Here is a 26,403-nt window from a genome sequence, read left to right on the forward strand (position 1 = left end):
TCAAGGACACCGTCAAGCCGCTGGTCAAGGAACTGCTCGGCCGGAGCAAGATCACCGGGCGCACCGCGCCGCTCTGGGTCGGCCTCGCCGAGATGACGGACCAGTTCGACAAGGCGAACTGCGCCGACTACGACACCTGCGACCTGCAAAACCGCGTGCGCGACGCCGTGCTGAAGATCAAGCACGAATGCGGTCCGAGCGCGAAGATCCTCGCGCAGGAGCTGACCGAGGCCGAGCTCTCGGCCACCTGCGACAGCATCCTCAAGCAGGACCCGGTCTTCCACGGCATCGTCAAGGACAACGGTCCGGTCAAGGACGACAACAACACCAACATCGAGATCGTCGCCTTCAACTCCAGTACCGACTACAAGACCTACGCCGGTGTCGTGTTCGGTATCGACACCAACAACGGCGGCATGTACCTGGAGGGCGACCCGGCCGCCGAGGGCAACCAGCCGCGGTTCATCGCCTACGAGCAGCCGGCCCAGGACGGCGCCTTCCAGATCTGGAACCTCAACCACGAGTACACCCACTACCTCGACGGCCGCTTCGACATGCACGGCGACTTCGCGGCCGGGCAGACCACCCCGACCGTGATGTGGGTCGAGGGCTTCGCCGAGTACGTCTCCTACACGTACCGCGGCGTCACCTACGACCGGGCGATCGAGGAAGCGGGCAAGAACACCTACAAACTCAGCCAGCTCTTCGAGACCACCTACGACAACGCCGACACCACCCGTATCTACCAGTGGGGCTACCTGGGCGTCCGATACATGCTCCAGTCGCACCCCGAGGACGTGACCACGCTGCTCGGCCACTACCGCGCAGGCGAGTACGACGCCGCCCACAGCCTGCTCCGCGACACCATCGGCACCAAGTACGACGCCGACTTCGCCGACTGGCTGAGCAAGTGCGCCGGCGGCGACTGCGGCCAACTGCCGGCCCGGAGCGGCCGCTGACCGGGGCCTCGGCCACCGGCAGTAACTGAACGAGGAGAGCCTGGTGTCCCGCGCACGAACGATGCGTGGGACACCAGGCTCTGCGCCCCCAGTCGGGTGAATAATCGCGCATTCAAGACACTCTGCGCGGGGCGCGGCATCACTCCGCCCTGGAAGAGCCAGGATCCTTTCCGGATCACGTGGCAGCCGTACAGGTGCCGTTTCCAGGAAGGACGCAGCAGACGATGAGGATCACAGCCAAGGTGTCCCGGGTCGTCACCGCGCTGGCTCTGAGCGCCATTGTGGGGATGGGCCTGGCGAACGGGGCGCAGACCGCGTCAGCGCAGGACAGCAGGGTCCACCCCAGTATCCGGTCGGCCACCGAGGACGGAGGTTGGCAGGGTGAGGGCGGACTGTCGTTGGACCCTGCCGACAACGCGCGTGTGGACGCCTATCTGAAGCAGGCCAAGAAGGCGGAGCGGTCCATCAGCCCGCAGGTGCGGGCGGCCGCGGCACTCAGCGCCGCCGAGGTCATCGGCTTCGACCGCCGTCTGAAGTCCCCGGATTCGCTCAAGCGCAAGGTCGCCACCTCGATGAAGGAGAACCCGGGCCAGCCCGTCGGCGAGGCCCTGGCGAGGATCAGCGACTCGGTGCGCTACACGCTGCAGTGGCCCGACCGCCGCTACCGCGTCGGTGTCACCATCGCCTCGCGCACTCTCGCGGCCTGGGGCAACAACAGCACCAAGTGGACCAACCGCTGGAACAGCGGGAAGGGCTACAAGGGGCTCAACACCGGCTGGCGCGCACCGCGTTCCGGGCATCCGTTCGAGATCCAGTTCCACACGCCGACCAGCAAGTGGGCACAGGAGGAGACGCACAAGCTGTACGAGGAGCAGCGGCTGCCCAGCACGACACCCGAGCGCGCCAAGGAGCTCCAGGAGCAGCAGGACGCGATCTTCGCAAGGGTTCCCGTCCCGCCCGGCGCCGACCGCCTGACCGCTCCCCTCGTACCCGTCACCGCCTCCCGTCGCTGATCCGTCCGCCCGGCGCAGGGCCTCGAAGGTGCTGCGCGCGGTCCCGGAGCCTCAGAGGCGGACGGCCAGGTGGCGGGGTCCGCGGAGCATGGCGTTCTGCCGGTAGGGGGGCGGGTCCTGGACCAGGCGGGCCGTATCGAGGTACGGGATCAACGCACCGAGCGCGGACTGGGCTTCGATGCGGGCGAGGGGTGCGCCGTAGCACAGGTGGATACCGCTGCCGAAGCCGAAGTGCTCGTTGTCCGGGCGGGTGGGATCGAACCGATCGGGCTCGTGGAACCGCATGGGGTCGCGGTTTCCCGAGGCCAACACGAGTACGACGGAGGTGCCTTGGGGAATCGTGGTGCCGATGACGTCGATGTCGGCGTGGGGGATGCGCTCCCGGATGTGGACCGGAGGTTCGTAGCGCAGCAGTTCCTCCACCACGCGCGGCAGCAGGTCGGGATCACGTCGCAGGTGGTCCAACTGCTCGGGGTGGCGCAGCAGGGTGAGCACCCCGTTGGTGATGAGGTTGACCGTGGTCTCGTGTCCCGCGATGAAGAGCAGGATGGCGGTTTCCGCGAGTTCCTCCTGGGTGAGCCGCAGAGCAGGATCCGGTTCGTTGACGAAGGCGGAGAGCATGTCGTCGGTCGGGTGGCCACGGCGCTGCTCGGCGAGGTCGACCAGGTATCCGCCCATCTCGGTCCGCGCCTGGTTGCCCGCCCGGACCCGCTCGGTGGGGTCCTCGTCCGGCCGCACGTCGGCGGCTGCGACCAGGGCGTTGGACCATTCCTGCAACTGTGCCTCGTCCTGCCGGGGCACGCCGAGCAGCCGGCAGATGACAGTGACGGGCAGCGGGTAGGCGAAATCGTCGACGATGTCGACCTGGCGCCCTGTCTGGAAGGCCCCCATCAGTTCGTCGGTGAGCCGGGCGATCTCGCCGCGCATGGCATCGACCCGACCCGGGCTGTGCGGCGGGCCGAACGGCCGCATGGCCAGGGTGCGCAGCCTGTGGTGTTCGGGGTCGTCGAGCCGGAGGAACGGCGGTTTGCGCATCGTCTCGCCACGCGAGCGTGGATCGGCGCTCATCCGCGGGTCGTGGAGCAGGGCGGCGATCTCGTGGTAGGTGCCGATCAGAAAGCTGCCGTCCGCCTGCCGCACCACGGGACCGGCCTCACGGAGTTCCGCGTACAGCGGGTAGGGATTGGGGCGGCTGGCGTAGTCGGTGATCCGTGCCAGCAAGGTGTCGGAGTCCATGGTGGCTCCTCGTGGTTGGGCGGGACGTGGCTCAGCCGGTGGGCTGCACCACGGTCAGCCGGCGGTCCGGCAGATAACCGGTGAGCGCCACGGTGGGGCCGTGGGACAGGCCCTTCGGATCAGGCACGGCGGACGGAATCGGGACGTCGGCCGCGATCGCGCGGTCCGCCGCACCGGACGGGGGCGGGAACGGAGCGGCCGTCTCGATCAGGTACCGGTAGTAGTCGAGCGACTTGGCCATGTCGACGGTGACCGCGGCGGTGACCCGCCCCTCGTAGCCGTAGACCATCGCCAGCCGGCGCGCCTCCAGTGAGCCCTGGGCGATGACCACGTGGTCGGAGTAGGTGGGCACCCCCACCGACTTGATGTTGAATCCGAACTGGGTCGACCAGAAGGTCGGGATGGCGAGGTGCGGGCGCTGCATCGGCCCCGGATTGACCATGTTGTGCGCCGCCACCTCGGCCTGTGCGACCGCGTTGCCCCAGTGCTCCAGGGCGAGCATCTGGTACCCGAAAAGCGGGTGGGGGAAGCGGGAGACGTCGCCGGCCACGAAGACGTCATCGGTGACGATCCCGTACATGTTGAAGGCCCGGCAGCCGGCGTCGCAGGCGATTCCGCGCGGTCCCGCGGCCAGCCCGGATTCCGCGAGCCACTCCACGTTGCGGACGGCTCCCAGCGCCACGACGCACAGGTCCGCGTCGACGCGACTGCCGTCGGACAGGTCCGCACCGGTGAACCGGCCGTTCCCGTCCCCGCGCAGGGCGGTGACCGTCACCCCGCAGCGCAGGTCCACGCCGTGGCTGCGGTGCATGACGGCCGCGAGTCTCGACAGGGTGCCGCCGAGCGCGCCCACCAGGGGTGCGGGGCCGCGTTCGGCGACCGTGACCTCCAGTCCTCGTTCCCGGCAGGCCGAGGCGATCTCCGAGCCGGTGAATCCGGCACCGATCACCAGCACCCGCTGCGGCCCGGCCGCCATTCGCTCGGCCAGGCTCCCGGCTTCGTCCCGGGTGCGCAGCGTGAACACCCCGTCCAGGGCGGCCTCCTCCGGGTTGGGCCAGGGCCGCGCGCGGGTCCCGGTGGCGATCAGCACCCGGTCGAAGGGCAGCGACTCGCCGTTGTCCAGTACGACCCGCTTCCCGAGGGGGTCCAGCCCCGTGGCACGTATCCCCAGGCGCCAGTCCGCGTCGGGGTCCCGCCGCATCGGCAGCGCGGTGGTGTCCGCCGCCGCCTGGCCGAGGAGGACCTGTTTGGACAGCGGCGGCCGGTCGTAGGGCGGGTGGGGCTCGTCCCCGACCACGGTCAGTGAGCCGGTGAAGCCCTCCGTGCGCAGCGCCTCCGCGGCCCTCAGCCCGGCCAGCGACGCGCCGACGATGACGATATGGCCGTCTCTGAGGTCACCGGACACCGGCCTTCACCTCCTCGCCAAGGAGAATCGCCTGTACCGGGCATGCCGCCGCGGCCTGCCGTACGCGCTCGACCTGGTCGTCGGGGACGGCGGGGGCGTACAGCAGCCCCTCCTCCCCGTGCAGCTGGAACACTTCCGGCGCGAGGAACACGCACTGTGCGTAGCCCTGGCAGCGCGTGAGGTCCACAACGGTCCGCATCCTCACCACTTCCTCCGTCGCCTCGTCCCCCTCATCTCCAGCATGGGGCGAGATCCGGGCCCCCGCACGGCCGCGCTCGGCTCCCCCACGAGCCGGTACGCACCGGGAGCGGGTCACCCCGAGCGCCGAGCCGGGCGCCAGTACCCCCGTCGTGCTCCGGCAACGCGCCGGCGACCTCCCTGAGGACGGGCAACCTCTTGATCTCGGTGGCCCCAGCCACTACTTTGCGTGAGAACTCGATCCATGATTCCCGAAAGGAGGCGACCGGCGGATGTACACCAGCTCCGATCTCGGTCGCCTCGCCCAGTGCACGGTCTGGGTTCCGGGTCGGATCGCGCACGGCTGCTGAGCACGCCGTTCTGATGTGCCCGTCCGATGGCACATTCCGGATTTCTCGTCACACCTTCCGGCACGTCGCACTCGCGTGCCCTTGCGCCCGTCCCTCGCACGTAGCGCCTCTGAACACAGAAAGCGGCCCGAAATTGGCGAACATCATGAACCGACCGATCGCGTACCGGAATGAAGGCCCGTCATGGTAGAAGTGCGGATCACGGTCAACGGGAAGAAAACACCGCTTTCACCGGCTGCGGCCCACACCACTGCGCTGGATTTCCTGCGCGAGCGTGGCCTCACCGGTACCAAGGAGGGCTGTGCCGAGGGTGAATGCGGCGCCTGTTCGGTCCTGGTGGCCCGTCCCGGAGTGAACAAGCCCACCGACTGGGTAGCGGTCAACGCCTGCCTGGTCCCGGCCGCGGCGCTCGACGGCCAGGAGATCATCACCTCCGAGGGCCTGGCCACCGACGCCGGACCCGGCAAGCCACCCAGCCTGCACCCGGTGCAGGAGGAGATGGCGGTCCGCGGCGGCTCCCAGTGCGGCTACTGCACACCGGGATTCATCTGCAGCATGGCCGCCGAGTACTACCGGCCCGACCGCTGCGCGCACACAGACTCGGAACCGGGCTCGGACGCGCACTCGGGCTCAGGCTCGGACTCGGCCCACAGCACCGACGCCGAGCACGGGCCGAACGGTTTCGATCTGCATGCGCTGAGCGGAAACCTGTGCCGCTGCACCGGCTATCGCCCGATCCGCGATGCCGCGTTCGCCGTCGGTACGCCCACCGAAGCGGACCCGCTGGCGCAGCGCCGCGAGCAGTCCCCGCCCGCACCGGTCGCTACCGAATACACCTGGGGCGACAGGGTGTTCCTGCGCAAGAGCACCCTGCCCGAAACGCTGCGGGTGCTGCGCGAGCGACCCGACGCGGTGGTGGTCGCCGGCTCCACCGACTGGGGCGTCGAGGTGAACATCCGCTCCCGCCGGGCGGATTGCGTGGTCGCCATCGACCGGCTGGCCGAACTGCGGGGGCTGCGCATCGCATCGGACCACATCGAGATCGGGGCGGCGCTGACGCTCACCGAGATCGAACGCCGCCTCGACGGTGACATCCCGCTGCTGGCAGAGCTGTTTCCGCAGTTCGCGTCCCGGCTCATTCGCAACGGGGCGACGCTCGGCGGCAACCTGGGTACCGGCTCCCCCATCGGTGACAGCCCACCGGCGCTGCTCGCGCTGGAGGCGTCGGTGGTGCTCGCCGACGCCGACGGTGAGCGCGAGGTCCCGCTGGCGGAGTACTTCACCGGCTACCGTCAGAGCGTGCGCCGTCCCGGCGAGCTGATCCGCGCGGTGCGCATCCCGCTGCCGCTGTCGCCGGTCGTGGCCTTCCACAAGATCGCCAAGCGGCGCTTCGACGACATCTCCAGCGTGGCGGTCGCCTTCGCGCTCGACATCGAGGACGGCATCGTCCGCAGGGCACGCATCGGCCTGGGCGGTGTGGCCGCCACCCCGGTCCGCGCCCTCGCCGCCGAGGCGGCCCTGGAGGGCAAGCCATGGGCGGCACAGACCGTCGAGGCGGCGGCCGAGGTCCTGCGGTCCCAGGGCACGCCGATGAACGATCACCGTGCCAGCGCCGAGTACCGCTCCGCGATGCTCGGCCAGAGCCTGCTGAAGCTGTACGCCGAGACCACCGAGGCGGTGCCGTCATGAGCCAGTTGTCCGAGCGTCCTGAAAGGCCCGTCGTCGGTGTCCCGATGCCGCACGAGAGCGCAAACCTGCACGTCACAGGCGCCGCGCTCTACACCGACGACCTGGTCCATCGCACCAAGGACGTGCTGCACGCCTACCCGGTCCAGGTGCTGAAGGCGCACGGCCGGATCACCGCCATACGCACCGAGCCCGCGCTCGCCGTGCCCGGTGTGGTGCGCGTACTGACCGGTGCCGATGTCCCCGGCGTCAACGATGCCGGGATGAAGCATGACGAACCGCTGTTCCCCGACGAGGTCATGTTCCACGGCCACGCGGTCGCCTGGGTGCTCGGCGAGACCCTGGAGGCGGCCCGGCTCGGTGCGGCGGCCGTCGAGGTGGCGCTCGACGACCTTCCCTCCCTGGTCACACTGCAGGACGCGATCGCGGCCGACAGCTTTCACGGCGCTCGGCCCGTGATGCTGACCGGCGACGTCGACGCCGGCTTCGCCGACTCCGCCCATGTGTTCACCGGCGAGTTGCAGTTCTCGGATCAGGAACACTTCTACCTGGAGACGCACGCGGCGCTGGCCTATGTCGACGAGGCCGAGCAGGTGTTCGTCCAGAGCAGCACCCAGCATCCTTCGGAGACGCAGGAAATCGTCGCGCATGTGCTCGGACTGCACAGCCACGAGGTGACCGTGCAGTGTCTGCGGATGGGTGGCGGCTTCGGCGGCAAGGAGATGCAGCCGCACGGTTTCGCGGCCGTCGCCGCGCTCGGCGCCAAGCTGACCGGCCGACCGGTCCGGCTGCGGCTCAACCGGACGCAGGACCTGACCATGTCCGGTAAGCGGCACGGGTTCCACGCCACGTGGAAGATCGGCTTCGACGCCGACGGCCGTATCCAGGCCCTGGATGCCACCTTGACCGCGGACGGCGGCTGGAGCCTGGACCTCTCCGAGCCGGTGGTGGCCCGCGCGCTGTGCCATATCGACAACACCTACTGGATCCCCCACGCGCGCATCGCCGGTCGCATCGCCAAGACCCACAAGGTCTCCAACACCGCCTTCCGCGGCTTCGGCGGACCGCAGGGCATGCTGGTCATCGAGGACATCATGGGTCGGTGCGCGCCGCTGCTCGGCCTGGATCCGATGGAGCTGCGGGAGCGCAACTTCTACCGGCAGGGCCAGTACACGCCGTACGGACAGCCGGTCGCCCACCCCGAGCGGATCTCCACCGTCTGGCAGCAGGTTCAGGACAACGCCGGCATCGCCGACCGCAAGCGCGAGATCGCCGCCTTCAACGCCGCGCACCCGCACAGCAAGCGGGCCCTTGCGATCACCGGCATCAAGTTCGGCATCTCGTTCAACCTCACCGCCTTCAACCAGGGCGGCGCGCTGGTGCTGATCTACAAGGACGGCTCGGTCCTGATCAACCACGGCGGCACCGAGATGGGCCAGGGCCTGCACACCAAGATGCTGCAGGTGGCCGCGACCACGCTGGGCATCCCCCTGCACAAGGTACGGCTGGCCCCGACGCGAACCGACAAGGTCCCCAACACCAGTGCCACCGCCGCCAGTGCCGGGGCGGATCTCAACGGTGCGGCGGTGAAGAACGCCTGCGAGCAGTTGCGCGAGCGGCTGCTACAGGTGGCTGCCACCCAGTTGGGTTCGCATGCCTCGGATGTGCGCATCGTCGAGGGCGTCGCGCGCGCCCTGGGCAACGACAGGGAACTGGCCTGGGACGACCTTGTGCGCATCGCGTACTTCCAGCGCGTTCAGTTGTCGGCGGCCGGCTTCTACCGGACCGAGGGGCTGCACTGGGACGCCAAGACGTTCCGGGGCTCGCCGTTCAAGTACTTCGCCTACGGCGCCGCCGCAGCCGAGGTGGAGGTGGACGGCTTCACCGGCGCCTACCGCATCCGGCGGGTGGACATCGTGCACGATGTCGGCGACAGCCTGTCCCCGATGATCGACATCGGTCAGGTCGAGGGCGGTTTCGTGCAGGGCGCCGGCTGGCTGACGCTTGAGGACCTGCGCTGGGACGCGAGCGACGGACCGAACCGCGGTCGGCTGCTGACCCAGGCCGCGAGCACCTACAAACTGCCGAGCTTCTCGGAGATGCCGGAGGAGTTCCACGTCACGCTTCTTCAGAACGCCACTGAAGAGGGCGCGGTATACGGATCCAAGGCGGTGGGCGAACCTCCGCTGATGCTGGCGTTCTCGGTGCGAGAAGCCCTGCGGCAGGCAGCCTCCGCGTTCGGGCCGAGCGGGATCAGCGTCGAATTGGCCTCGCCCGCCACGCCGGAAGCGGTGTACTGGGCGATCCAGGCGGCTCGCCAGGGCGATGTCTCGCGGAACGGTCACGCCGCCAACAGGTTCGCCGGTAATGGGTTCTCCGCCCACGACCACAGCGGCAGCGAGCACGCCGCCGCCGGCGGGATCCGAAGCGACGCAGACGCGTTGAGCGGTGCCTGACATGACGTGGCTCACCGCGGCGGCACGGTTGCGAGCACGCCGGGAGCCCGGCGTGCTGGTGACCGTCGCGACCGTGCGCGGCCATGCCCCGCGCGACGCCGGTGCGAAACTCGTGGTGGGGCAGACCGAGACATGGGGCTCGATCGGCGGGGGCAATGTCGAGGCGGTCGCGATCGATCGGGCCCGGGACATGATCGCCGCGTCCCAGCCGGAGCCGGAGCTGATCGACTTCGCCCTCAACGACAAGGTGACCAACCAGCACGGCGTGCAGTGCTGCGGCGGCACGGTCTCGGTGCTGCTCGAACCGCTGCCCGTCCCAAGGGCCGTGGCGATCTTCGGCGTCGGGCACATCGGGCTGGAGCTGGCGCGCATCCTGGCACGTCAGGACCTCGACCTCCACCTGATCGACAGCCGCTCCGACATCCTGACCAAGGAGCGGCTCGACGTACTGGCGGACGCGGTGGCGCAGGTGCATGTGCATCACACGCCGCTGCTGCCCGAGGAGGTGCTGGCGGACTTGCCGCGCGGCACCCACATCCTGATCATGACCCACGATCACGCCGAGGACGCCGCTCTGTGCGACGCCGCCCTGCGCACCACCCATCTCGGCTTCATCGGGCTGATCGGATCGGCGGCCAAGTGGGCGCGGTTCCGCAAACGCCTCGCCACCGAGGGCGGTCACGACGAGGCCACCATCGATCGGATCAAGACCCCGATCGGGCTGGCCGACATCACCGGCAAGGAACCCGCGACCATCGCCGTGAGCGTTGCCGCCGATCTGCTGCGCAGCTTCGAAATCGAGGGGAACTGACTCTCCCACTGGATCGACAGGGCCCCGCACCGGTGCGAACGCACCCATGCGGGGCGCCCTTTCGGAAGAGGGGTGTTCGCGGTGGACCCCGGGTCTACCAGGGGACGACCTGCCCCTCGTAATCAAGAAAGTGGAGACCAGGCTTCCCCTGGTGTCGCTCGATCGTCTCCGCCACCCCGGGAACGCTCTCCTCGATGCTGAGCTCGGCTTAAGGGAATTCCTGGACCTCGCCACCGCGACACTGCGCCGGCGCTCCGACGCTTCGGAGGGGTGACGCAGCTTCTGAGAGCAGCGTGCCCGCACCGAGCACGCTCTCCAGCAGTTCTGGCTGCCGTTGCGCTATCGCGTCGCCGGTTGGTGGAGCCAGGGTGCGCTGGTGGCCCAGAAGATGGCGTCGACGCCGAGGGTGTTCCTACCGAAGTCGATGAACTCCTTCCGGGTGTACGGCTTCTTCGTCCTGGGGCTCTTGTACTGGAAGTCGGGCTCCTGCACGGCCATGGCCACGAGAGGCAGCTTCCCGCGGTATTTGTTGAAGAACGGGTACGAGTTCTGCATCTGCGCCGGGCGGTCCGGCAGGATGTCGGGCCCGCCCAGGCCGATTCCGTGCGACGCGGCGAACTCGAAGGTGCGCTGCATATAGTTGCGGCTGTTGTTCCACTCGCCCGGCCAGAAGTTGACGTACTGGATGAACGGCGTCTTGGCGAAGACCTTCTTGCCGTAGGCCATATTGGCGAGCTCGGCGGAGAAGTAGGCGTCGTCGCTGTATCCGGTGTGGTCCTTTTCCCTGTCCACCTCGGTGGCGGTCTCCGGGAGGTTCACCCCCGCGAGGCGGCCGTCGAACCGCTGCGCCAGCGCCTTCAGCAGATGCTGGAAGCGGCCCCGCACCTCCGGATTCCACTGCGCCGCGACGGTACCGGGCCGGCCGGGGCCGAGGCCGCTCTCGTTCTTCGTCGGGGCCGCGCCTCCCTTGTACTTCGGGTCGGACAGCAGATAGCCCGGGAGCCTGCTCGGCGCCACGAAGAAGCGGTCCTGGACCTGGATGAACAGCTTCTTGTGGCGGGCCCGCAGATACTTCAGCGCCTGGTCGATCGACGAGAAGTCGTACTGGTCCTGCTTCCTTTCGAGCGCCTTCCACGGCACCACCAGCTGCACACCGGCGATGTCGGGGCGGTCGATCGCGGCGGCTAGCACGCCGCCGCGAGACCGTTCAATCGCAGGCGGGTGGCACCACGCAGGTGGGGAAGGTCGTGTTCCGGCTCCGCGGACGGGGTCAGGAAGGCCGCTTGCTCGGTCCACCGCAGATGGGTGCCGCCGGCCTGCGGGTGCAGTTCGACGGTCACCAGCGAGGCCCATCGCGGGATGTCGTCCACGCGTGAGGTGTAGGTGTAGACGATCCGCGCCCCCGCCACGATGTCGAGGTACCGGGACGCGTAGGCGAGCCGCTCCGGCGCGGCGCCCGCAACCGTGAAGACGCTCGTTGCGCTCTCGCCCCCGTGCACCGTGAAGTCGTGGTCGTACGACACCTGGTGGCCCGGCAGCCTGAACCACCGGCGCCGCGCCGGAGTGTCGGCGAATGCCTCGAAGACCGTGCCCGGGGTTGCGGCCACCTGGGACTCCACGATGAAGGTGTCGTGCCGCACCCCCGGGGCCGCGTCATCGACGGGCCCCTCAGCGGCCGAATCCGGTACAGCGGCTCCCCGGGTCATGTTTCCCTCGCATGGCATCGCGGCGGATCGGGCGGACGCCCGTTGGTTACGATCCGTATGTAACGGGGGTGCGGCCACTGCGATCAAGACCTCGCGCTCACGCACTTTGAAGTCAGCTACGCACTCGGAGGGAACGCACACATGGCTGTCGCGCTGCGTACGCAACTGGAGGCCGCGGGTGTCAGTTCCGAGTGCGCGGCGACCATTGAACTCGTACGCGATGTGCTCGCCCGTGTCGGGGACAAGTGGACCGTCCTGGTCGTCACCGCACTCGCCGATGGGCCGCTGCGCTTCACGACGCTCCACGAGCGGATCGCCGGGGTGTCCCAGCGCATGCTGAGCCAGACGCTGCGCGCGCTGACCCGTGACGGCCTGGTGACGCGGACGGCCTACGCCGAGGTGCCGCCTCGGGTCGAGTACGAACTCACGTCGCTGGGCCGGTCGTTGAGCGACACCGTCACCCAGGTCGTGCAATGGGTGCAGGACCACCAGGCGGAGATCGTCCAACACCGCGACGCGTACGACGGAGGCGATTCCGCAGCACGGTGAGCACGGCCGGGCCCGTCAGAGCCGGACCGTGTCGGGGCCTTCACTCCCCCAGGCGGCTGAGCGCCTGCATGGCCTCGCGCTTACCGCGGGCATTGATGTCCAGCACTTTCGTCATGCCATGTTCTCCTGGAGGGGACCGGGTCGGCCGGGTCATCAGGTCAAGGGGCAACGGGTCAAGGGGTCAAGGGGTCAAGGGGTCAAGGGTCCCGTCAGGATCCGACGGCCCTCTCGTTCATCGCCGTCCCAGGCGAACGCCCCGCCGTCGAGCGGCATCCGTCCCCACAGCAGAAGCAGCAGGGATTCCGCAGGCGCGGTCAGCGCGGCCACCGGCGCGCCGGGGCCGTAGGTCCACGATGCGCCCGTGTCGGTGGCCTCCAGGCGCAGCGCGGCCCGGGGCGGCTGGGTGCGGCCGCGGGCGATCTGCCGCGGTGCCATCGTGTCCAGGACCTCGGCCACTCCCTCCCCCGCGAGCACGGCGTCGAGTGCCGGGGAGGCGCCCAGGGCGAGTTCGGCGTCCCAGCGATGGACCAGCGCCTCCATACAGCGGCGCCGCTGCCAGAACCCGACGGTGTGCGGCGGATGGAACGTCCGGGCGGGTGTGGACGGATCGGTGTCCAATGCCGCGTACAGGGCCTGCGAGGCATCGTCGAACCACCGTATGAGGGCGGCTCGTTCGCGCGGTGCCGCCGCGGGTTCCTGATCGCCGCGCTGCTCGCCGACGGCGGCGGTCACCCGGAGATTCGAACTGCCCACATGCTCGGCCAGGTCGAGCAGCGTCCAGTCACCGCAGTGCTCGACGGGCGCGGCCAGGTCGCCGTCGAGGCAGTTCCGGAAGGCGTCCAGTTCACCTCGCATATGACGGAGAAGGGAAGACGGTTCCATTCGGCGAATCTACCCGAACGCGAGGGACCTGTTGCCAGGCGGTTGAACGGCCCGTTCAGGATGGTTCGTTCGGGCCCTGGAAGACGACGGTGAGGAGCCCGGGGAAGCGTGCGTCGAGATCGTCGGCGCGCAGGGTGAGGTAGTTTCTGCGGCCTTCGTGACGCAGACGGATGACGCCGCTTTCGCGCAGGACCCGCCAGTGGTGGGTCAGCGTGGACTTCGGAGCGCCGGTCTCGATCGCGCCGCAGTACGTCTCCTGCCCCGAGGCGAGAGCGCGGACGATCGTCATCCGCACCGGGTGGCCGAGCGCGGCCAGCACGTCTTCGAGCGTGATCTGTTCGCGGGTCGGGTGCAGCAGAGCCATGGTCCGAGGCTACGGCATATCCGTACAACGGCCGTCGGCGCGCTCCGGTGCGGGCGAAGCGGCCCCGCACAGCGCTCACGGCTTCGACTATTGTACGGATCTCTCGTACATTCGAACTTCACGGGAGGCCGCATGTCCGGAACGCTGTCCGACGCCGAGCTGGCGCGTTCGCTGGAGGGCGAGTTCGTCAGCACCCACACCGAGGTCGATGGGGTCCGCCTGCACTACGTCGCGGGCGGCGACGGCGATCCGCTGCTGCTGTTGGGCGGGTGGCCGCAGACGTGGTGGCAGTTCCACAAGGTCATGCCGGCGCTCGCCGAGCACTTCCGGGTCGTCGCGGTCGACCTGCGCGGGATGGGCGGCTCGGACAAACCCGTCGGCGGGTACGACAAGAAGACCATGGCCGCGGACATCCGAGGTCTGGTCGACCTCCTCGGATACGACGCCGTGCATATCGCGGGGCATGACATCGGGGGCATGGTCGGGTACGCGTTCGCCGCCAACCACCCCGAAGTGACGCGTCGCGTCGCCCTGTTGGACATAGCGCCGCCGGACGACCGGTTCTTCGGCTACTCCCTCCTGCCGGTACCCGGGCGCCACCAAGTCGACGGCGACATCCACGCCGCCCCCGGCCGGTTCCTGTGGTGGTTCGCCTTCAACCAGGTCCCCGACCTGCCCGAACGCCTCCTGGCCGGCCGTAGCCGTCTGCTGGTCGACTGGATGATCGACTACCTCGCCGCAGACCCGGCCGCCATCGCCGACCACGACCGCGAGGTGTACGCCCGCGCCTACTCCGGCGACGCGGCGATCCGCGCCGGCAACGCCTGGTACCGGGCCCTGGCCCAGGACATCGCCGACGGCGAGGCGTACGCCCCGCTGACCGCCCCCGTGCTGGCGCTCGGCGGTGGTGCAGGCAGCCGCGCGATCGTGGAACCGGTCCTTGCGCCCAAGGCCGCGGACCTCGAAGTCGTCGAGGTCTCCGGCAGCGGCCACTACCTCCCCGAGGAACAACCCGAAGCAGTCGTCCGCCACTTGGTCCGCTTCTTCCGCGACCACCCGCGCAACGCCTCGTGACGACGTCGGCGCGCCGGTACCTGCGGCGGCTGCGCCGGACACCGCTACCGCGTCACTGGTGCTGCGGGCGCCATTCGAAGAGCAGGATGGTCACATCGTCCCGCAGTTGGTTGCGCTGGTAGTCGAGTATGGCGTGGATGAGCAGCCGCAGCACCTCGGCCGGGCGCTGACCGGCGGCGTTGGAGCGGATGATGAAGTCGGTGAAGCGGTCGAGGCCGAACTCCGCACCGTCCGCGTCGCGGGCCTCCACGACACCGTCGGTGTACAGCAGGACGCAGTCCCCCGGTTCCAGCATCGTCTCGTGGACCTTCCGGGCCGCCGGGGCGAGCGGGCCGGCCAGGCCGATCGGCGGCTGCGGGGGGCTGTCCAGCGCCCCGGCGAGCACCCGCTCGGCACGGATCAGCAGCGGTGGGGGGTGACCGCAATTGACCCAGTGCAGCACCCCGGTCTCGGCGTCGAGCCGGCACAGCACGCCGGTGCAGAACTGGTCGGGCACCCACTGGGCGAGCGCCTGGTCGACGGAGCCGACGATGTCGGCCGGGTCGCCACCGCCGCGGCGGGCGTTGCGCGCCGCGGCCATGGCGACCGACGTGGTCAGCCCGGCGGTCAGATCGTGGCCCATGGCGTCGAGGATCATGGTGTGCAGCACGTTCTTGACCACCGAGTGGTCGAAGGCGTCGCCGGCGATCTCGTACGCCGGCTCCAGGACCGCGGTCGAGACGCACCTGCAGCTGCCGATGGTGTGGGGCGGCAGGAAGGCCCGCAGCATCTCGGCGGGCAACTGCATGGTCGCGGTGCGGGTGCGGGCGGCGAGCCAGTCGCTGTAGCCGCGCTTGGAGGTGATCAGCATGGCGAACAGATGGGCCAGGATCTGGCTCCGGCGCATCCGTACCCGGTCGAGCGAGGCGGTCCGCACCTCCAGCACGCCCAGCCGCTCCGCACCGTCGACCAGCGGCATCCAGACGATCAGTCCGTCGTCGGCCTCGGCCACCCGCGGGGAGACCGTACGGTACGCCCAGCCGGCCAAGGAGCGATCCACCGGCAGCGCTTCCAGGGACTCGTCGAGCGGGATGAGCAGCCGTTGTTGCAGATCGACGAGGTGGATCAGCGCGGAGTCCAGGCCGAGGGCCGCGGCGCACCGGTTGGCCAGGGCGGGCATTTCGAAGGGCAGGGCCGTCTGCGCCTCGATGATCAGCTCTTCCAGCCGATTCTCGTCGACGGCGGTGTCGGGACCGGGGGACGCGTGCGGTGGGTCCGACAAGGGGATCACCCCTTCCGTCCCCAGTTTCACACCGATCCCGTCTTCTCTCACGTCAGACCGGACCGCGGCGAGGGCGAGAGCGACGGTCGGCGAGCTCGACCGGGCCCACGCCGTGGCGCCGACGTTCATGCGACCAGCCGTGGCGCCGACGTTCATGCGACCAGGCGCAGCCAGGCCGACGCGAGTGCCGAGTGACCGGCCGGCGTCGGGTGCACGCCGTCCACGGCCCGGTGCTCCGGACCGTACGCCGCGGCGAGTGCGGCGAGCGGTCAGCGCACGAGCGGGAGGACAGGTGCTGGTCGGGCGGTGGCGGGCGCGGGGCGGTATCGAACGCGCCGGAGCGGGAAAGCTGACTCCGGATCAGGGCGGCCGTCCTGGCGAACACCCCGCCGTTCGGCGGGTTTCCGGATAACGGGTGTGTCGCCCACGCGGTCGCGTCATGATCCCCATCGCGCTGGTTCACCGGCGGGAGGAACAGAAATGTTCGAAACGGGGGAGGCGCAGCCGTGCGAGACCAACTTCTCGGGGGCCGTTACCGGTTGGTGCGACAACTCGGGTTTCGCCGAACCGTGCAGCGATCTGTACGCGCTCGGCTGCCTCCTGTTCGAGCTGATCACCGGCCGGCTGCCGTTCCAGGCCCCCGACACCGTGGGCTACCTCACGGCACACCTCACCCAGGAACCCCCCGCCCCCAGCTCGGTGTTCGCGGACACCCCACCCGCCTGGGACGACCTCGTGCTGACCCTGCTGCACAAGGACCCCGCTCAGCGGTACTCGCATGCCGCCGAGCTCTCCCAGGCGCTACGACGACTCGACCGCGCTCCCGCGCCCGAACCCCCATCGGGCCATGAAGCCCGCACCGTCCTTCTGACCAGGATGGCCCGTGCGATGCGTACGTCACTCGCGCGCCGGGCGGCTCCATCACAGGTGAAGACGACGGTACGGATGCCGCCCACCGCGCCACCCGCTTCCTTCGATATGTCGTGGACCGGACAGGAACCGCTGTCCGCCTATGCGGCCCGACCGCGCACGATGGCTTCCTGGACCACAGCACTGCTCTCGTCTGCGATCGCGGTGGCCAGCTTCTACTTCCCGCTCCATCTGGGGCTCGTCACGCCCGGAGCCACCGCCGGTCAGGATGGCTGGCTGGCCATCATGTCGGTCGGAGGTGGCATGGGCGGGCTGATCGCGCTCGGGGCCACTGCCAGTGCGCTCACGGGGACGTTCGTGATCACCAAGCATGCGGGTGCGCGCAAGGCGAGATCCCGATGGGCGCTGCACGTCGATCCACGGGGGATCGCAACCGGCAGCGCCGCTGGACGGCGAGAGATCCCATGGGGCCAGATCCGGCGCGTCAGTATCGAGGAGATCCAGGGCTCATCGCCCTACCGCTGCACCGGAATTCACATCGACCTGGAACACGGCGCCGGCAGGCCGACCATGCTCCGCCCGGCAGGGTGGCCCTATCCCCAGTCGGACACGGTCACGGCTCGCCGGCGCGTGCCGGTGTGCGTCCTCGGCCCCATGACGGAACGGCAGCGGGCGGAACTCATAGAGGCCCTCGCCGGCCACGGCGGCCAACGGTGGGTCTCCTCAGCGCACTTCACGACACTCCCGGTTGACGTGTGAAGCGACGCCCGTTGGGGGGCAGAACCCCTTGGGCCCGGACGACTTCGGCGGTCTGTGCAGGCCACTTCGGAGACCGACACCGGTGGCGCGCTGCCGGGCGGGCTCAGTCGACCAGGGCGGCGAGGGTGGCGTCGAGGTCGGTGGCCCTGGGCTGGTTGTGCGGGAGTTTGGCCAGGAGCCTGGCCATGCCGCAGGTGTCGGTGAGGGCGGAGAGGACCAGGCCGCCGGCGACGCCCACGGACAGCCGGCGGGCCCGGGGCCAGCGCCGGCCGGTGAGCAGCCCGGCCAGGACGAGGGAGCCGGCGGCGAGGCGGACCTGACGCTCCATCGCCCAGACGGCGCGGGTGCCGGCGGGGCGCTGGACGTCGTGGCCGAGCTGTACCCAGGCGGTGGTGCCGCCGGTCAGGTCGGCGGCGGCGATGCCGTACTCGGCCAGGTGCTCGCGGGCCTGGGCGGAGCGGGCGCCGGAGGCGCACACGAGGAGGAGGCCGCCACGGCCGGCGACGGTCCTCAGGGTGGGCAGGGCCGCAGCGAGGTGGTCCAGGGGGATGTTGTGGGCGCCGGGCAGATGGCCGGAGGCGTACTCGCCGGGGGTGCGTACGTCGATGACGGTCAGGTCGGCGAGACGGGCGTGGGCCTGGTCGGCGGTGAGGGAGACGGTGGGTGCCACGGGGGATTTCTCCTTTGCTCTTCAGTGGTCACCCCTTCGATAGGATACCCAAGGGGGTATCCCGCGAAGGAGTGTGGACTGTGGATCTGCCGATGGCGGCCGAGGAACTGAAGACGGTGGTCAACCGGCTGCGCAGGGCGCAGGGCCAGATCGCCGGTGTGATCAGGATGATCGAGGAGGGGCGGGACTGCGAGGACGTGGTCACGCAGCTGGCGGCCGCCTCCCGGGCCTTGGACAAGGCGGGTTTCGCGATCATCGCCACCGGTCTTCAGCGCTGTCTGACCGATGCGGACATGGGCGCGCCGGAGGACCGGGAGCAGATGCGCGCCCGTCTGGAGAAGCTGTTTCTGTCGCTGGCCTGAGCGGCCGGCGCCGGCGGCCGTACGGGGCTCGGCTCATATGAGTGCGTCGATCAGCATGGAGGCGGCGACAGCCAGCAGCAGGGCAGCGAAGGTCCGCTGCAGCACATTTCCGGTGATCTTGGCGGCCAGGCGTCTGCCGTCCCAGGCACCGAGGATCGCGGCCCCGGCGAAGGGGGCGACCAACGCCCAGTCGACGCCTGCCGTGGTGGCGCCGCGGGTGGCGAGCGAGGCGAGCGAGTTCGCCGAGATGACCAGCAGGCTGGTGCCGACGGCGGCCGGCATCTCGAACGCCAGCACCGTGACCAGCGCGGGGACGGCGAGGAAGCCTCCGCCGACCCCGAGCAGCCCGGTCAGCGCGCCCAGTCCCGCACCGGCTCCCGCTGCCTTCGCCGGCCGCACCACCGCCGTACGGCCGGGGCCCGCCCGGCCGGGGCGCAGCATGCGCACGGCGGCGAGGACGGCGAGGGCGGCGAACGCGGTGGTCAGTACCGACTGCGGCAGACGAGCGGCGGCGGCGCCCGCCGCGGCGGCCGGCAGGAGCCCGGCCGTGGCGAACAGGGCCCCGGCCCTCCAGCGCACATTGCCGGTACGGGCATGGGCGTACAGGGCGGTGAGTGAGGTGGCGGTGACGATGAGCAGGCTCGCGGTGGTGGCGGCGGCCGGGGTGAAGCCGAGCAGGTAGATCAGCGCCGGCACCGCCAGGACACTGCCGCCCCCGCCGAGTGCGCCGAGCGCGAGCCCGACCACCGCGCCGGTGGCCAGGGACAGGATCAGCGCACTCACGCTATGCCACCGCCGCGGCCGCGGTCTCCGGTGACGGGCAGGTCCGCGCGGGTCCGAGCGGTCATCCGGTCGGCGCCGTCGGGACTGGCGAGGGTGAGACCTGCCGCGACGGCGGCGTCGAAGCCGTCGTCGACGGCGACCACGTCACGTCCGACGGCATCGAGCAGGGAGGCGGCGATCGCCGCGCGCATCCCGCCGGCGCAGTGCACCCACACCACCCCGTCGGGCACCTCGCGGACGCGGCCGCCCAACTCGTGGATCGGGATGTGGACCGAACCGTCGATAAACCCGCCCGCACGCTCGGCATCGCGCCGCACATCCAGCACCAGCACCTGCTCGCCCCGCTCGCGCACGGCGGCGAGGTCCGTGAAGCGGGCGCGCGGGAAGGAGGCGAGACGGTCGCCGTCGCGGATCCATGCGGCCGGGTTGCCGGTGGCGGCGGCGGCCGGTCGGTCGATGCCGACCCGGACCAACTCCCGCTGTGCGTGGGCGACTTGTTCGGGCGTCTCGGCCAGCAGGGTGACCGGCTTGCCCCACGGGAGCAGCCAGGCCAGGTAGGTGGCCGGCTTGCCCCGGCCCTCGAAGTTGAAGGATCCGGCCACATGCCCCTGGGCGAAGGCGACCCGGTTGCGCAGGTCCACCACCCACTCCCCCGCGGCCAGCCGGGAGGCGATCTCCTCGGCGTCCGCGGGCGCGGGAGGGGTCAGGTCGACCGACACCGTCGGCGGACAGCGCTCGCCCACCACCCGGCCGCGCGCGGGCATCCGACCGGCGCACCGATCGCCCCGATACGCCTACCCCCGCCTCCTGGGCGCACCGAGCCGCGATACCCCCCTTCCGTATATACCCCCCAGGGGTATATGGTTTCTCTCGTCGGGAGCGCCGGAACGGTCGGCTCGCCCCCCGACCGAGGCATCGCCCATACGCACACCACAGCCGCTCGTACGCACACCACAGCCGAAGGAAGCAGCCATGACCACCCAGACGAAGCCCAGCTCCTGCTGCACCCCGGACGCCTCCCGCGGCACCTCCGCCACCGGCGACGTGCCGGCCGGCGTGACGAGCGTCTACAAGGTGACCGGCATGACCTGTGGCCACTGCGAGGGCGCCGTCTCCGCTGAGATCTCCGCGATATCCGGCGTCAGCTCCGTCCAGGCCGTGGCCGCCACCGGCCTGGTCACCGTGACCTCCACCGGCCCGCTCGACGACGAGGTCGTCCGGGCCGCCGTGGACGAGGCGGGCTATGCGCTCGCCGGCCGCATCTGAGGCAAGCCCTCCCCACACACCCCTGCCGGGTCCTGCCGCTCCACTGATATGGACGCAGTACGCCCCGGCCCTCCTCCCGGGAGAACCCGCATGACCAGCATCGCCCCCGAAGAGACGGCGGCACCCGCCCTCCCCTCCGCCGAGATCGAGCTCTCCATCGGCGGTATGACCTGCGCCTCCTGCGCCGCGCGCATCGAGAAGAAGCTCAACCGCATGGACGGGGTCAGCGCGACCGTCAACTTCGCCACCGAGAAGGCGAAGGTCGCCTACGGCACCGGAGTCGAGGTCGCCGATCTCATCGCCACCGTCGAGAAGACCGGCTACACCGCTCAGGAGCCGCCGAAGCCGACGCCCCAGGCGGACAAGGAAGCGGCCGCCCCGGCAGGGGCCCCGAACGAGGACGGTGGGGAGGCCGGCGCGCTGCGGCAGCGGCTGCTGATCTCGCTCGTGCTCTCGGCGCCTGTGGTGCTGATGGCCATGGTCCCGGCCCTGCAGTTCGACAACTGGCAGTGGCTGTCCCTGACCCTGGCCGCACCGGTCGTGGTCTGGGGAGCCCTCCCGTTCCACCGGGCCGCCTGGACCAACGCCCGGCACGGGGCCGCCACCATGGACACGCTGGTGTCGATCGGCACGCTCGCCGCGCTCGGCTGGTCGCTGTGGGCCCTGTTCTTCGGTCACGCGGGCATGCCGGGCATGCGCCACGGCTTCGACTTCACCGTCTCCCGCGCCGACGGCTCCTCCTCCATCTACCTGGAGGCCGCGGCCGGGGTGACCACGTTCATCCTCGCCGGCCGCTACCTGGAGGCGAAGTCCAAGCGCAAGGCCGGCGCCGCCCTGCGCGCCCTGCTCGAACTGGGCGCCAAGGACGTGGCCGTGCTGCGCGACGGGCGCGAAGTCCGTATCCCCACGGCCGAGTTGGCGGTCGGCGACCGATTCGTCGTACGGCCGGGGGAGAAGATCGCCACCGACGGTACGGTCGTCGAGGGCAGCTCTGCCGTCGACGCCGCCATGCTCACCGGCGAATCCGTGCCGGTGGACGTCACCGTGGGCGACGCCGTCACCGGCGCGACCGTCAACTCCTCGGGCCTACTGGTCGTCGAGGCCACCCGCGTCGGCGCCGACACCCAACTGGCCCGTATGGCCAAGCTGGTCGAAGACGCCCAGAACGGCAAGGCCGCCGTGCAGCGCCTGGCCGACCGGATCTCCGGGATCTTCGTCCCGGTCGTCCTCCTCATCGCCCTCGGCACCCTGCTCGCCTGGCTGCTGACCACCGGCGACGCGGCCGCCGCCTTCACCGCCGCGGTGGCCGTACTGATCATCGCCTGCCCCTGCGCCCTGGGTCTGGCCACCCCCACCGCCCTCATGGTCGGCACCGGCCGCGGCGCCCAGCTCGGCATCCTCATCAAGGGCCCCGAAGTTCTGGAGTCCACCCGCCGCGTCGACACCGTCGTCCTCGACAAGACCGGCACCGTCACCACCGGCCGGATGGCCCTCCACGACGTCATCGCCGCCCCCGGCGTGACCGACCGGGAGCTGCTGCGGCTGGCCGGCGCCCTGGAGCACGCCTCGGAGCACCCCATCGCCCGCGCCCTCGCCGACGGCGCCGCCGAGCGCACCGGCACACTGCCCGCACCGGAGGGCTTCGAGAACGTCGCCGGGCTCGGCGTGCAGGGTGTCGTCGACGGGCACGCGGTGCTCGTCGGCCGGGAGAAGCTGCTGCGCGAGTGGGCGATCGAGCTGCCCGCCGAACTCGCCGCGGCCAAGGCGGCCGCCGAGGCCGAGGGCCGCACCGCCGTGGCCGTCGCCTGGGACGGAGAAGCCCGCGGCGTCCTCACCGTCGCCGACGCCGTGAAGGACACCAGCGCGCAGGCCGTCGCCGCACTGCGCCGCCTCGGCCTGACCCCGGTCCTGCTGACCGGCGACAACAAGGCCGTCGCCGAGTCCGTCGCCCGCGAGGTGGGCATCGACGAGGTGATCGCCGAGGTCCTCCCGCAGGACAAGGTGGCCGTCGTCCAGCGCCTCCAGGCCGAGAGCCGTACGGTCGCCATGGTCGGCGACGGCGTCAACGACGCGGCCGCCCTGGCCACCGCCGACCTGGGCCTGGCCATGGGCACCGGCACCGACGCGGCCATCGAGGCCGGCGACCTCACCCTCGTCCGCGGCGACCTCCTCGTGGCCGCCGATGCCATCCGGCTCTCCCGCCGCACCCTGGCCACCATCAAGGGCAACCTCTTCTGGGCCTTCGGCTACAACGTCGCCGCCCTTCCCCTCGCGGCGGCCGGCATGCTCAACCCGATGATCGCCGGAGCGGCGATGGCCTTCTCCTCGGTCTTCGTCGTCACCAACAGCCTCCGGCTCCGGCGCTTCACATAAGGCAGCAGGAAGGAAAGCTCGCACGAGGCGGCCGCACCCGGCGATTCCCGGGTGCGGCCGCCGGGCTCTGTCCGCCGGCGTCGTCGGGGCGCGTGTGGTGCCGATCCACTCCACCGGCTGGCTGACCCTGCGCCACCGCGGCGCCGACATGAACAGCCTCATCACCCTCGGCACCACGGCCGCCTACGGCTACAGCCTGCTCGTCACCCTCGCCCCCGGACTGCTGCCGAGCGAGGTACGCGCGGTGCGCTTCGAAGCCGTCGGGGTCATCCTCACCCTGATCCTGCTCGGCCGGCTGCTGGAGGCCCGCGCCAAGGCCGGCACCGGCGAGGCCATCCGCGCCCTGCTGGGCCTACAGGCCCGCACCGCCCCCTCGCCGTCGCCGACACCGTCAAGGACGACTCCGCCGCCACCGTCGCCGCACTGCGCCGGCTCGGCCTGGAGGTCGTCCTCCTCACCGGCGACAACACCCGCACCGCCGAGGCCATCGCCCGTCAGGTCGGCGTCGACCGCGTACTGGCCGAGGTCCTGCCCGAGCACAAGGCCGACGAGATCCGCCGCCTGCAACGCCAGGGGCGCACCGTGGGCATGGTCGGCGACGGCATCAACGACGCCCCGGCCCTGGCCGCCGCCGATGTCGGCCCTGGCCATCGGCACCGGAACCGACGTGGCCATCGAAGCCGCCGACATCACCCTCATCTCCGGCTCCCTGGGCGTCGTCACCGCCATCCAGCTCTCCCGCGCCACCATGCGCAACATCCGCCAGAACCTGTTCTTCGCCCTCATCTACAACGCCGTCGGCATCCCGCTCGCCGCCGGCGCCCTGTACCCGCTGTGGGGCATCCGCCTCAGCCCCATGATCGCCGCGGCCGCCATGGCCCTCTCCTCGCTCTCCGTGGTCACCAATTCCTCCCGCCTCCGGCGCCGGCACCCCCTCCCCTGCCCGTCGACCAGTCCAAGCGCCGCTGGAATGCGATGACTTGATGAGCATCACCTGTTTGACCGGTGACGGGTTCCTGTGTCACAGTCTGATGGGCTCATCTCATCAACCACGTTGCGGACGCGGACCTCTACTGAACTGCGCGGCGCGGTACGAGAGTCCGGCGGCGCGCGATATGACCGAGCCAGCGGGAGAGGCAGGAGAGCGGGAGGATGACGATGCGGGACCGCAGTACACAGGACAGCGACTCGGCGGTGCGCCAGGCACGGTTCGGCGCACTGCCCGAGCGGATCGCCTACGAGGACATGGTCGAGGAGAAGGCGACCACGCCGAGGGACCCGGAACGAGACACCGTCGACCCCGGGGCGCGGAATCTCCTCACCTGTCTGGCGTGGGACCTGGTGCTCTGACGCGCACCTTCCTCGGAAAAGGTTGACGGACGGCCTCGCGGAGCCTGGTACGGTGACCGCGGTAGTGATCCTTCGTAGAGGAGTCCAGACATGGCGGGTGACGACGACATCTCCGGGTGATACCCGGATCTGATCGACCACCGGCAGGCACACTCTTGCCCCTTTGGCCCCTTGGCCGTGCCGCCGTTGTGGTGATCTCGTCGTCCCCTTTTCCCTGTCTCAGGCGCAGTGCCCTTCGCGGCCCTTCGCGCGGCGGTTTCCGCACCACGGCTTCCCGTGGATCCGTACAGCGATGACCCCGCGAAGCGCTCTGCCCTCTTTTCCTCATGAGGTCATCCCCATGTCCGACGCTTGTGTCATCTGCTCCCAGCTGTCCTTCTCCTGGCCCGACGACACCCCCGTCTTCGAGGGCCTGTCCTTCACCGTCGGCCCCGGCCGTACGGGCCTCGTGGCGCCCAACGGCTCCGGCAAGAGCACGCTGCTGAAGCTGATCGCCGGTGAACTGCGCCCTGCGGCAGGGTCGTTGGCCGTGCACGGCACGATCGGCTATCTCCCGCAGAGCCTCCCCCTGACCGGTGAGCCGACGGTGGCCGAGGTCCTCGGGGTCGATACGGTGATCCGCGCCATCGACGCCGTCGAGTCCGGCGACGTGAGCGAGGAGCACTTCACCGCCATCGGCGACGACTGGGACATCGAGGAGCGCACCCGTGCCCAGCTCGACCGGCTCGGCCTCGCCCACCTCGCTCTCGACCGGACCCTGGGCACGCTCAGCGGCGGCCAGATCGTCAGCCTCGGTCTGGCGGCGCAGCTGCTCAAGCGCCCCGACGTGCTGCTGCTGGACGAACCGACCAACAATCTCGACCTCGAAGCCCGGCACACGCTCTACGACGTGCTGTCGGACTGGAACGGCAGTCTGCTGCTCGTCAGCCACGACCGGGCCCTGCTGGACCGCATGGAGCGCATCGCCGAACTCGACCGTGGTGAACTGCGGCTTTACGGGGGCGACTTCACCCAGTACGAGGAGGCGGTGAGGGCCGAGCAGGAGGTCGCGGAGAAGAACGTGCGCAACGCCGAGCAGGAGCTGAAGCGGGAGAAGCGCGAGCGGCAGCAGGCCCGCGAACGGGCCGAGCGCCGCGCCAGCAACGCCGCCCGCAACCTCAAGAGCGCCGGTCTGCCGCGCATCTTCGCCGGAAACATGAAGCGCGGCGCCCAGGAGTCGGCCGGCCGGGCGGGCCAGATGCACACCACCCGCGTCCACGAGGCGCAGGCCCGACTCGACGAAGCGGGACGCGCGCTGCGGGACGAGCAGCGGCTCGTCCTGGAGCTGCCCGACACCGACGTCCCCGCCGGGCGCACCGTCGTCCTGGGCGAGGGGATGCAGATCCGCCACGGCGAGCGGAACCTGTTCGCGGGGGACGGCGTCGACCTGACGATCCGCGGGCCCGAACGCATCGCGCTCACCGGCCCCAACGGCGCGGGCAAGAGCACCCTGTTGAGGCTGGTTTCCGGAGACCTCGCCCTGGACGGCGGGAGGATCAAGCGTGCCGATGGGCGGATCGCCTCCCTGTCGCAACGTCTGGACCTGCTCGACGGCGACCGGACCGTGGCGGAGAACTTCGCCGCGTTCGCCCCGCACCGGCCGGAGGCGGAGCGGATGAACCTGCTCGCGCGCTTCCTGTTCCGCGGCCCCCGGGCGCACCTGCCCGTGCGCGCGCTCTCCGGCGGCGAACGTCTGCGCGCCACGCTCGCCTGCGTCCTGTGTGCCGAACCGGCCCCGCAGCTGCTGCTGTTGGACGAACCGACGAACAACCTCGACCTGGTCGGCGCGGGTCAGTTGGAGAGCGCCCTGACGTGTTATCGCGGCGCGTTCGTGGTGGTCAGCCATGACGAGCGCTTCCTGGAACGGATCGGCGTCGACCGGTGGCTGCGGGTCGCCGACGGCGAGCTGACGGAGACGGGGGCACCACACGCCTGAGCGCCGCGGAGGGGGCCCCGTGGCCACGACCGGCGACCCTTGCGA

At 70.5% G+C, this 26,403-nt stretch carries 23 protein-coding genes and 2 pseudogenes; 14 read left to right on the plus strand and 11 right to left on the minus strand.

All coding sequences use genetic code 11. The annotated features are described in order from the left end of the window. Together ACZ4NB_RS07915 and ACZ4NB_RS07920 are read left to right on the plus strand one after the other, a co-directional pair. Positions 1-959: collagenase (locus tag ACZ4NB_RS07915; RefSeq protein ID WP_467659203.1), on the plus strand; the 959-nt coding region annotated here is incomplete at its 5' end. A gap of 224 nt (positions 960-1,183) precedes the next feature. Continuing rightward, complete coding sequence (locus ACZ4NB_RS07920; RefSeq protein WP_467659205.1) at positions 1,184-1,972, plus strand: ATP nucleotide 3'-pyrophosphokinase; 789 nt, start codon at positions 1,184-1,186, stop codon at positions 1,970-1,972. A 51-nt stretch (positions 1,973-2,023) separates the two neighbouring features. On the opposite strand, the gene ACZ4NB_RS07925 is transcribed toward ACZ4NB_RS07920, so the two are convergent. The 3 genes from ACZ4NB_RS07925 to ACZ4NB_RS07935 are packed head-to-tail and all read right to left on the minus strand — an operon-like array spanning position 2,024 to position 4,812. Further along, positions 2,024-3,208 carry a cytochrome P450 gene (locus tag ACZ4NB_RS07925; protein ID WP_467659207.1) on the minus strand — a complete coding sequence of 395 codons (1,185 nt, stop codon included), beginning with the start codon at positions 3,206-3,208 and terminating at the stop codon, positions 2,024-2,026. Between the two features lie 31 nt (positions 3,209-3,239). Then, the gene (locus ACZ4NB_RS07930) at positions 3,240-4,613 is read right to left on the minus strand and encodes an NAD(P)/FAD-dependent oxidoreductase (protein ID WP_467659209.1); all 1,374 of its coding nucleotides are present in this window, start codon (positions 4,611-4,613) and stop codon (positions 3,240-3,242) included. Further along, entirely contained in the window at positions 4,603-4,812 is a 210-nt protein-coding gene (locus ACZ4NB_RS07935; RefSeq protein ID WP_467659210.1) for a ferredoxin, read from the minus strand. Before ACZ4NB_RS07935 ends, ACZ4NB_RS07930 begins: the two co-directional genes overlap by 11 nt. Before the next feature lie 532 nt (positions 4,813-5,344). On the opposite strand from ACZ4NB_RS07935, the gene ACZ4NB_RS07940 reads away from it, so the two are divergent. The 3 genes from ACZ4NB_RS07940 to xdhC are packed head-to-tail and all read left to right on the plus strand — an operon-like array spanning position 5,345 to position 10,114. Next, the gene (locus ACZ4NB_RS07940) at positions 5,345-6,850 is read left to right on the plus strand and encodes a xanthine dehydrogenase small subunit (protein WP_467659212.1); all 1,506 of its coding nucleotides are present in this window, start codon (positions 5,345-5,347) and stop codon (positions 6,848-6,850) included. After that, the gene (xdhB, locus tag ACZ4NB_RS07945; RefSeq protein WP_467659214.1) at positions 6,847-9,303 is read left to right on the plus strand and encodes a xanthine dehydrogenase molybdopterin binding subunit; all 2,457 of its coding nucleotides are present in this window, start codon (positions 6,847-6,849) and stop codon (positions 9,301-9,303) included. The genes ACZ4NB_RS07940 and xdhB overlap by 4 nt, the downstream gene beginning before the upstream one ends. Before the next feature lies 1 nt (position 9,304). Then, positions 9,305-10,114 carry a xanthine dehydrogenase accessory protein XdhC gene (xdhC, locus tag ACZ4NB_RS07950; protein ID WP_467659215.1) on the plus strand — a complete coding sequence of 270 codons (810 nt, stop codon included), beginning with the start codon at positions 9,305-9,307 and terminating at the stop codon, positions 10,112-10,114. Positions 10,115-10,453: 339 nt separating this feature from the next. Here xdhC and ACZ4NB_RS07955 read toward each other — a convergent pair whose 3' ends face one another. Both ACZ4NB_RS07955 and ACZ4NB_RS07960 read right to left on the minus strand, forming a co-directional pair. Then, positions 10,454-11,305: a hypothetical protein gene (locus tag ACZ4NB_RS07955; protein WP_467659216.1), complete on the minus strand. Its 852-nt coding sequence runs from the start codon at positions 11,303-11,305 to the stop codon at positions 10,454-10,456. Further along, positions 11,299-11,820, minus strand: coding sequence for an SRPBCC domain-containing protein (locus tag ACZ4NB_RS07960; protein ID WP_467659217.1), 522 nt, complete (start codon positions 11,818-11,820; stop codon positions 11,299-11,301). The genes ACZ4NB_RS07955 and ACZ4NB_RS07960 overlap by 7 nt, the downstream gene beginning before the upstream one ends. 141 nt (positions 11,821-11,961) lie before the next feature. On the opposite strand from ACZ4NB_RS07960, the gene ACZ4NB_RS07965 reads away from it, so the two are divergent. Continuing rightward, positions 11,962-12,369 (plus strand): winged helix-turn-helix transcriptional regulator, encoded by a 408-nt coding sequence (locus ACZ4NB_RS07965; RefSeq protein ID WP_467659219.1) that lies wholly within the window; start codon positions 11,962-11,964, stop codon positions 12,367-12,369. 189 nt (positions 12,370-12,558) lie between these two features. On the opposite strand, the gene ACZ4NB_RS07970 is transcribed toward ACZ4NB_RS07965, so the two are convergent. Together ACZ4NB_RS07970 and ACZ4NB_RS07975 are read right to left on the minus strand one after the other, a co-directional pair. Then, positions 12,559-13,224 carry a maleylpyruvate isomerase family mycothiol-dependent enzyme gene (locus ACZ4NB_RS07970; protein WP_467659221.1) on the minus strand — a complete coding sequence of 222 codons (666 nt, stop codon included), beginning with the start codon at positions 13,222-13,224 and terminating at the stop codon, positions 12,559-12,561. Positions 13,225-13,306: 82 nt separating this feature from the next. Next, positions 13,307-13,615 carry an ArsR/SmtB family transcription factor gene (locus ACZ4NB_RS07975; RefSeq protein ID WP_467659223.1) on the minus strand — a complete coding sequence of 103 codons (309 nt, stop codon included), beginning with the start codon at positions 13,613-13,615 and terminating at the stop codon, positions 13,307-13,309. Positions 13,616-13,747: 132 nt separating this feature from the next. On the opposite strand from ACZ4NB_RS07975, the gene ACZ4NB_RS07980 reads away from it, so the two are divergent. Further along, a complete protein-coding gene (locus ACZ4NB_RS07980) occupies positions 13,748-14,689 on the plus strand; it encodes an alpha/beta fold hydrolase (RefSeq protein WP_467659225.1) in 942 nt (313 codons plus the stop codon). 52 nt (positions 14,690-14,741) lie between these two features. Here the strand turns inward: ACZ4NB_RS07980 and ACZ4NB_RS07985 are convergent, their stop codons facing one another. Continuing rightward, positions 14,742-15,959: a PP2C family protein-serine/threonine phosphatase gene (locus ACZ4NB_RS07985; RefSeq protein ID WP_467659227.1), complete on the minus strand. Its 1,218-nt coding sequence runs from the start codon at positions 15,957-15,959 to the stop codon at positions 14,742-14,744. Positions 15,960-16,430: 471 nt separating this feature from the next. Here ACZ4NB_RS07985 and ACZ4NB_RS07990 point away from each other — a divergent pair, with 471 nt between their 5' ends. Then, positions 16,431-17,579 (plus strand): PH domain-containing protein, encoded by a 1,149-nt coding sequence (locus tag ACZ4NB_RS07990; RefSeq protein ID WP_467659228.1) that lies wholly within the window; start codon positions 16,431-16,433, stop codon positions 17,577-17,579. Positions 17,580-17,682: 103 nt separating this feature from the next. On the opposite strand, the gene ACZ4NB_RS07995 is transcribed toward ACZ4NB_RS07990, so the two are convergent. Continuing rightward, complete coding sequence (locus ACZ4NB_RS07995; protein WP_467659230.1) at positions 17,683-18,249, minus strand: rhodanese-like domain-containing protein; 567 nt, start codon at positions 18,247-18,249, stop codon at positions 17,683-17,685. Positions 18,250-18,329: 80 nt separating this feature from the next. Between ACZ4NB_RS07995 and ACZ4NB_RS08000 the strand changes: the two genes are divergently transcribed. Beyond that, positions 18,330-18,611 carry a metal-sensitive transcriptional regulator gene (locus tag ACZ4NB_RS08000; protein WP_467659232.1) on the plus strand — a complete coding sequence of 94 codons (282 nt, stop codon included), beginning with the start codon at positions 18,330-18,332 and terminating at the stop codon, positions 18,609-18,611. Between the two features lie 33 nt (positions 18,612-18,644). On the opposite strand, the gene ACZ4NB_RS08005 is transcribed toward ACZ4NB_RS08000, so the two are convergent. Continuing rightward, a complete protein-coding gene (locus ACZ4NB_RS08005; protein ID WP_467659234.1) occupies positions 18,645-19,394 on the minus strand; it encodes a sulfite exporter TauE/SafE family protein in 750 nt (249 codons plus the stop codon). Further along, positions 19,391-20,107: pseudogene (locus ACZ4NB_RS08010) on the minus strand (rhodanese-like domain-containing protein); the annotation flags it as partial. The pseudogene ACZ4NB_RS08010 and the gene ACZ4NB_RS08005, both read right to left, overlap by 4 nt. A 259-nt stretch (positions 20,108-20,366) precedes the next feature. On the opposite strand from ACZ4NB_RS08010, the gene ACZ4NB_RS08015 reads away from it, so the two are divergent. The 5 genes and pseudogenes from ACZ4NB_RS08015 to ACZ4NB_RS08035 all read left to right on the plus strand — a co-directional run bounded on the left by ACZ4NB_RS08015 (position 20,367) and on the right by ACZ4NB_RS08035 (position 26,358). Beyond that, the gene (locus tag ACZ4NB_RS08015; protein WP_467659236.1) at positions 20,367-20,660 is read left to right on the plus strand and encodes a heavy-metal-associated domain-containing protein; all 294 of its coding nucleotides are present in this window, start codon (positions 20,367-20,369) and stop codon (positions 20,658-20,660) included. Positions 20,661-20,750: 90 nt separating this feature from the next. After that, positions 20,751-23,033 (plus strand): heavy metal translocating P-type ATPase, encoded by a 2,283-nt coding sequence (locus ACZ4NB_RS08020; RefSeq protein ID WP_467659238.1) that lies wholly within the window; start codon positions 20,751-20,753, stop codon positions 23,031-23,033. A 372-nt stretch (positions 23,034-23,405) separates the two neighbouring features. After that, positions 23,406-24,012 (plus strand): annotated as a pseudogene (locus tag ACZ4NB_RS08025) (HAD-IC family P-type ATPase); the annotation flags it as partial. A 173-nt stretch (positions 24,013-24,185) separates the two neighbouring features. Further along, positions 24,186-24,383 carry a hypothetical protein gene (locus tag ACZ4NB_RS08030; protein WP_467659240.1) on the plus strand — a complete coding sequence of 66 codons (198 nt, stop codon included), beginning with the start codon at positions 24,186-24,188 and terminating at the stop codon, positions 24,381-24,383. A 340-nt stretch (positions 24,384-24,723) separates the two neighbouring features. Next, positions 24,724-26,358: an ABC-F family ATP-binding cassette domain-containing protein gene (locus ACZ4NB_RS08035; RefSeq protein WP_467659241.1), complete on the plus strand. Its 1,635-nt coding sequence runs from the start codon at positions 24,724-24,726 to the stop codon at positions 26,356-26,358. Positions 26,359-26,403 lie beyond the last annotated feature (45 nt).

The sequence above is a fragment of the Streptomyces sp. NPDC026575 genome (assembly GCF_055567415.1).

Coding starts and splice junctions, on each gene's coding strand:
- ACZ4NB_RS07920 (WP_467659205.1), top strand. CDS start 1,184: ATGAGGATCACAGCCAAGGTGTCCCGGGTCGTCACCGCGCTGGCTCTG.
- ACZ4NB_RS07925 (WP_467659207.1), bottom strand. CDS start 3,208: ATGGACTCCGACACCTTGCTGGCACGGATCACCGACTACGCCAGCCGC.
- ACZ4NB_RS07935 (WP_467659210.1), bottom strand. CDS start 4,812: ATGCGGACCGTTGTGGACCTCACGCGCTGCCAGGGCTACGCACAGTGC.
- ACZ4NB_RS07940 (WP_467659212.1), top strand. CDS start 5,345: ATGGTAGAAGTGCGGATCACGGTCAACGGGAAGAAAACACCGCTTTCA.
- xdhB (WP_467659214.1), top strand. CDS start 6,847: ATGAGCCAGTTGTCCGAGCGTCCTGAAAGGCCCGTCGTCGGTGTCCCG.
- xdhC (WP_467659215.1), top strand. CDS start 9,305: ATGACGTGGCTCACCGCGGCGGCACGGTTGCGAGCACGCCGGGAGCCC.
- ACZ4NB_RS07960 (WP_467659217.1), bottom strand. CDS start 11,820: ATGACCCGGGGAGCCGCTGTACCGGATTCGGCCGCTGAGGGGCCCGTC.
- ACZ4NB_RS07965 (WP_467659219.1), top strand. CDS start 11,962: ATGGCTGTCGCGCTGCGTACGCAACTGGAGGCCGCGGGTGTCAGTTCC.
- ACZ4NB_RS07970 (WP_467659221.1), bottom strand. CDS start 13,224: ATGCGAGGTGAACTGGACGCCTTCCGGAACTGCCTCGACGGCGACCTG.
- ACZ4NB_RS07975 (WP_467659223.1), bottom strand. CDS start 13,615: ATGGCTCTGCTGCACCCGACCCGCGAACAGATCACGCTCGAAGACGTG.
- ACZ4NB_RS07980 (WP_467659225.1), top strand. CDS start 13,748: ATGTCCGGAACGCTGTCCGACGCCGAGCTGGCGCGTTCGCTGGAGGGC.
- ACZ4NB_RS07990 (WP_467659228.1), top strand. CDS start 16,431: ATGTTCGAAACGGGGGAGGCGCAGCCGTGCGAGACCAACTTCTCGGGG.
- ACZ4NB_RS08015 (WP_467659236.1), top strand. CDS start 20,367: ATGACCACCCAGACGAAGCCCAGCTCCTGCTGCACCCCGGACGCCTCC.
- ACZ4NB_RS08020 (WP_467659238.1), top strand. CDS start 20,751: ATGACCAGCATCGCCCCCGAAGAGACGGCGGCACCCGCCCTCCCCTCC.
- ACZ4NB_RS08030 (WP_467659240.1), top strand. CDS start 24,186: ATGACGATGCGGGACCGCAGTACACAGGACAGCGACTCGGCGGTGCGC.
- ACZ4NB_RS08035 (WP_467659241.1), top strand. CDS start 24,724: ATGTCCGACGCTTGTGTCATCTGCTCCCAGCTGTCCTTCTCCTGGCCC.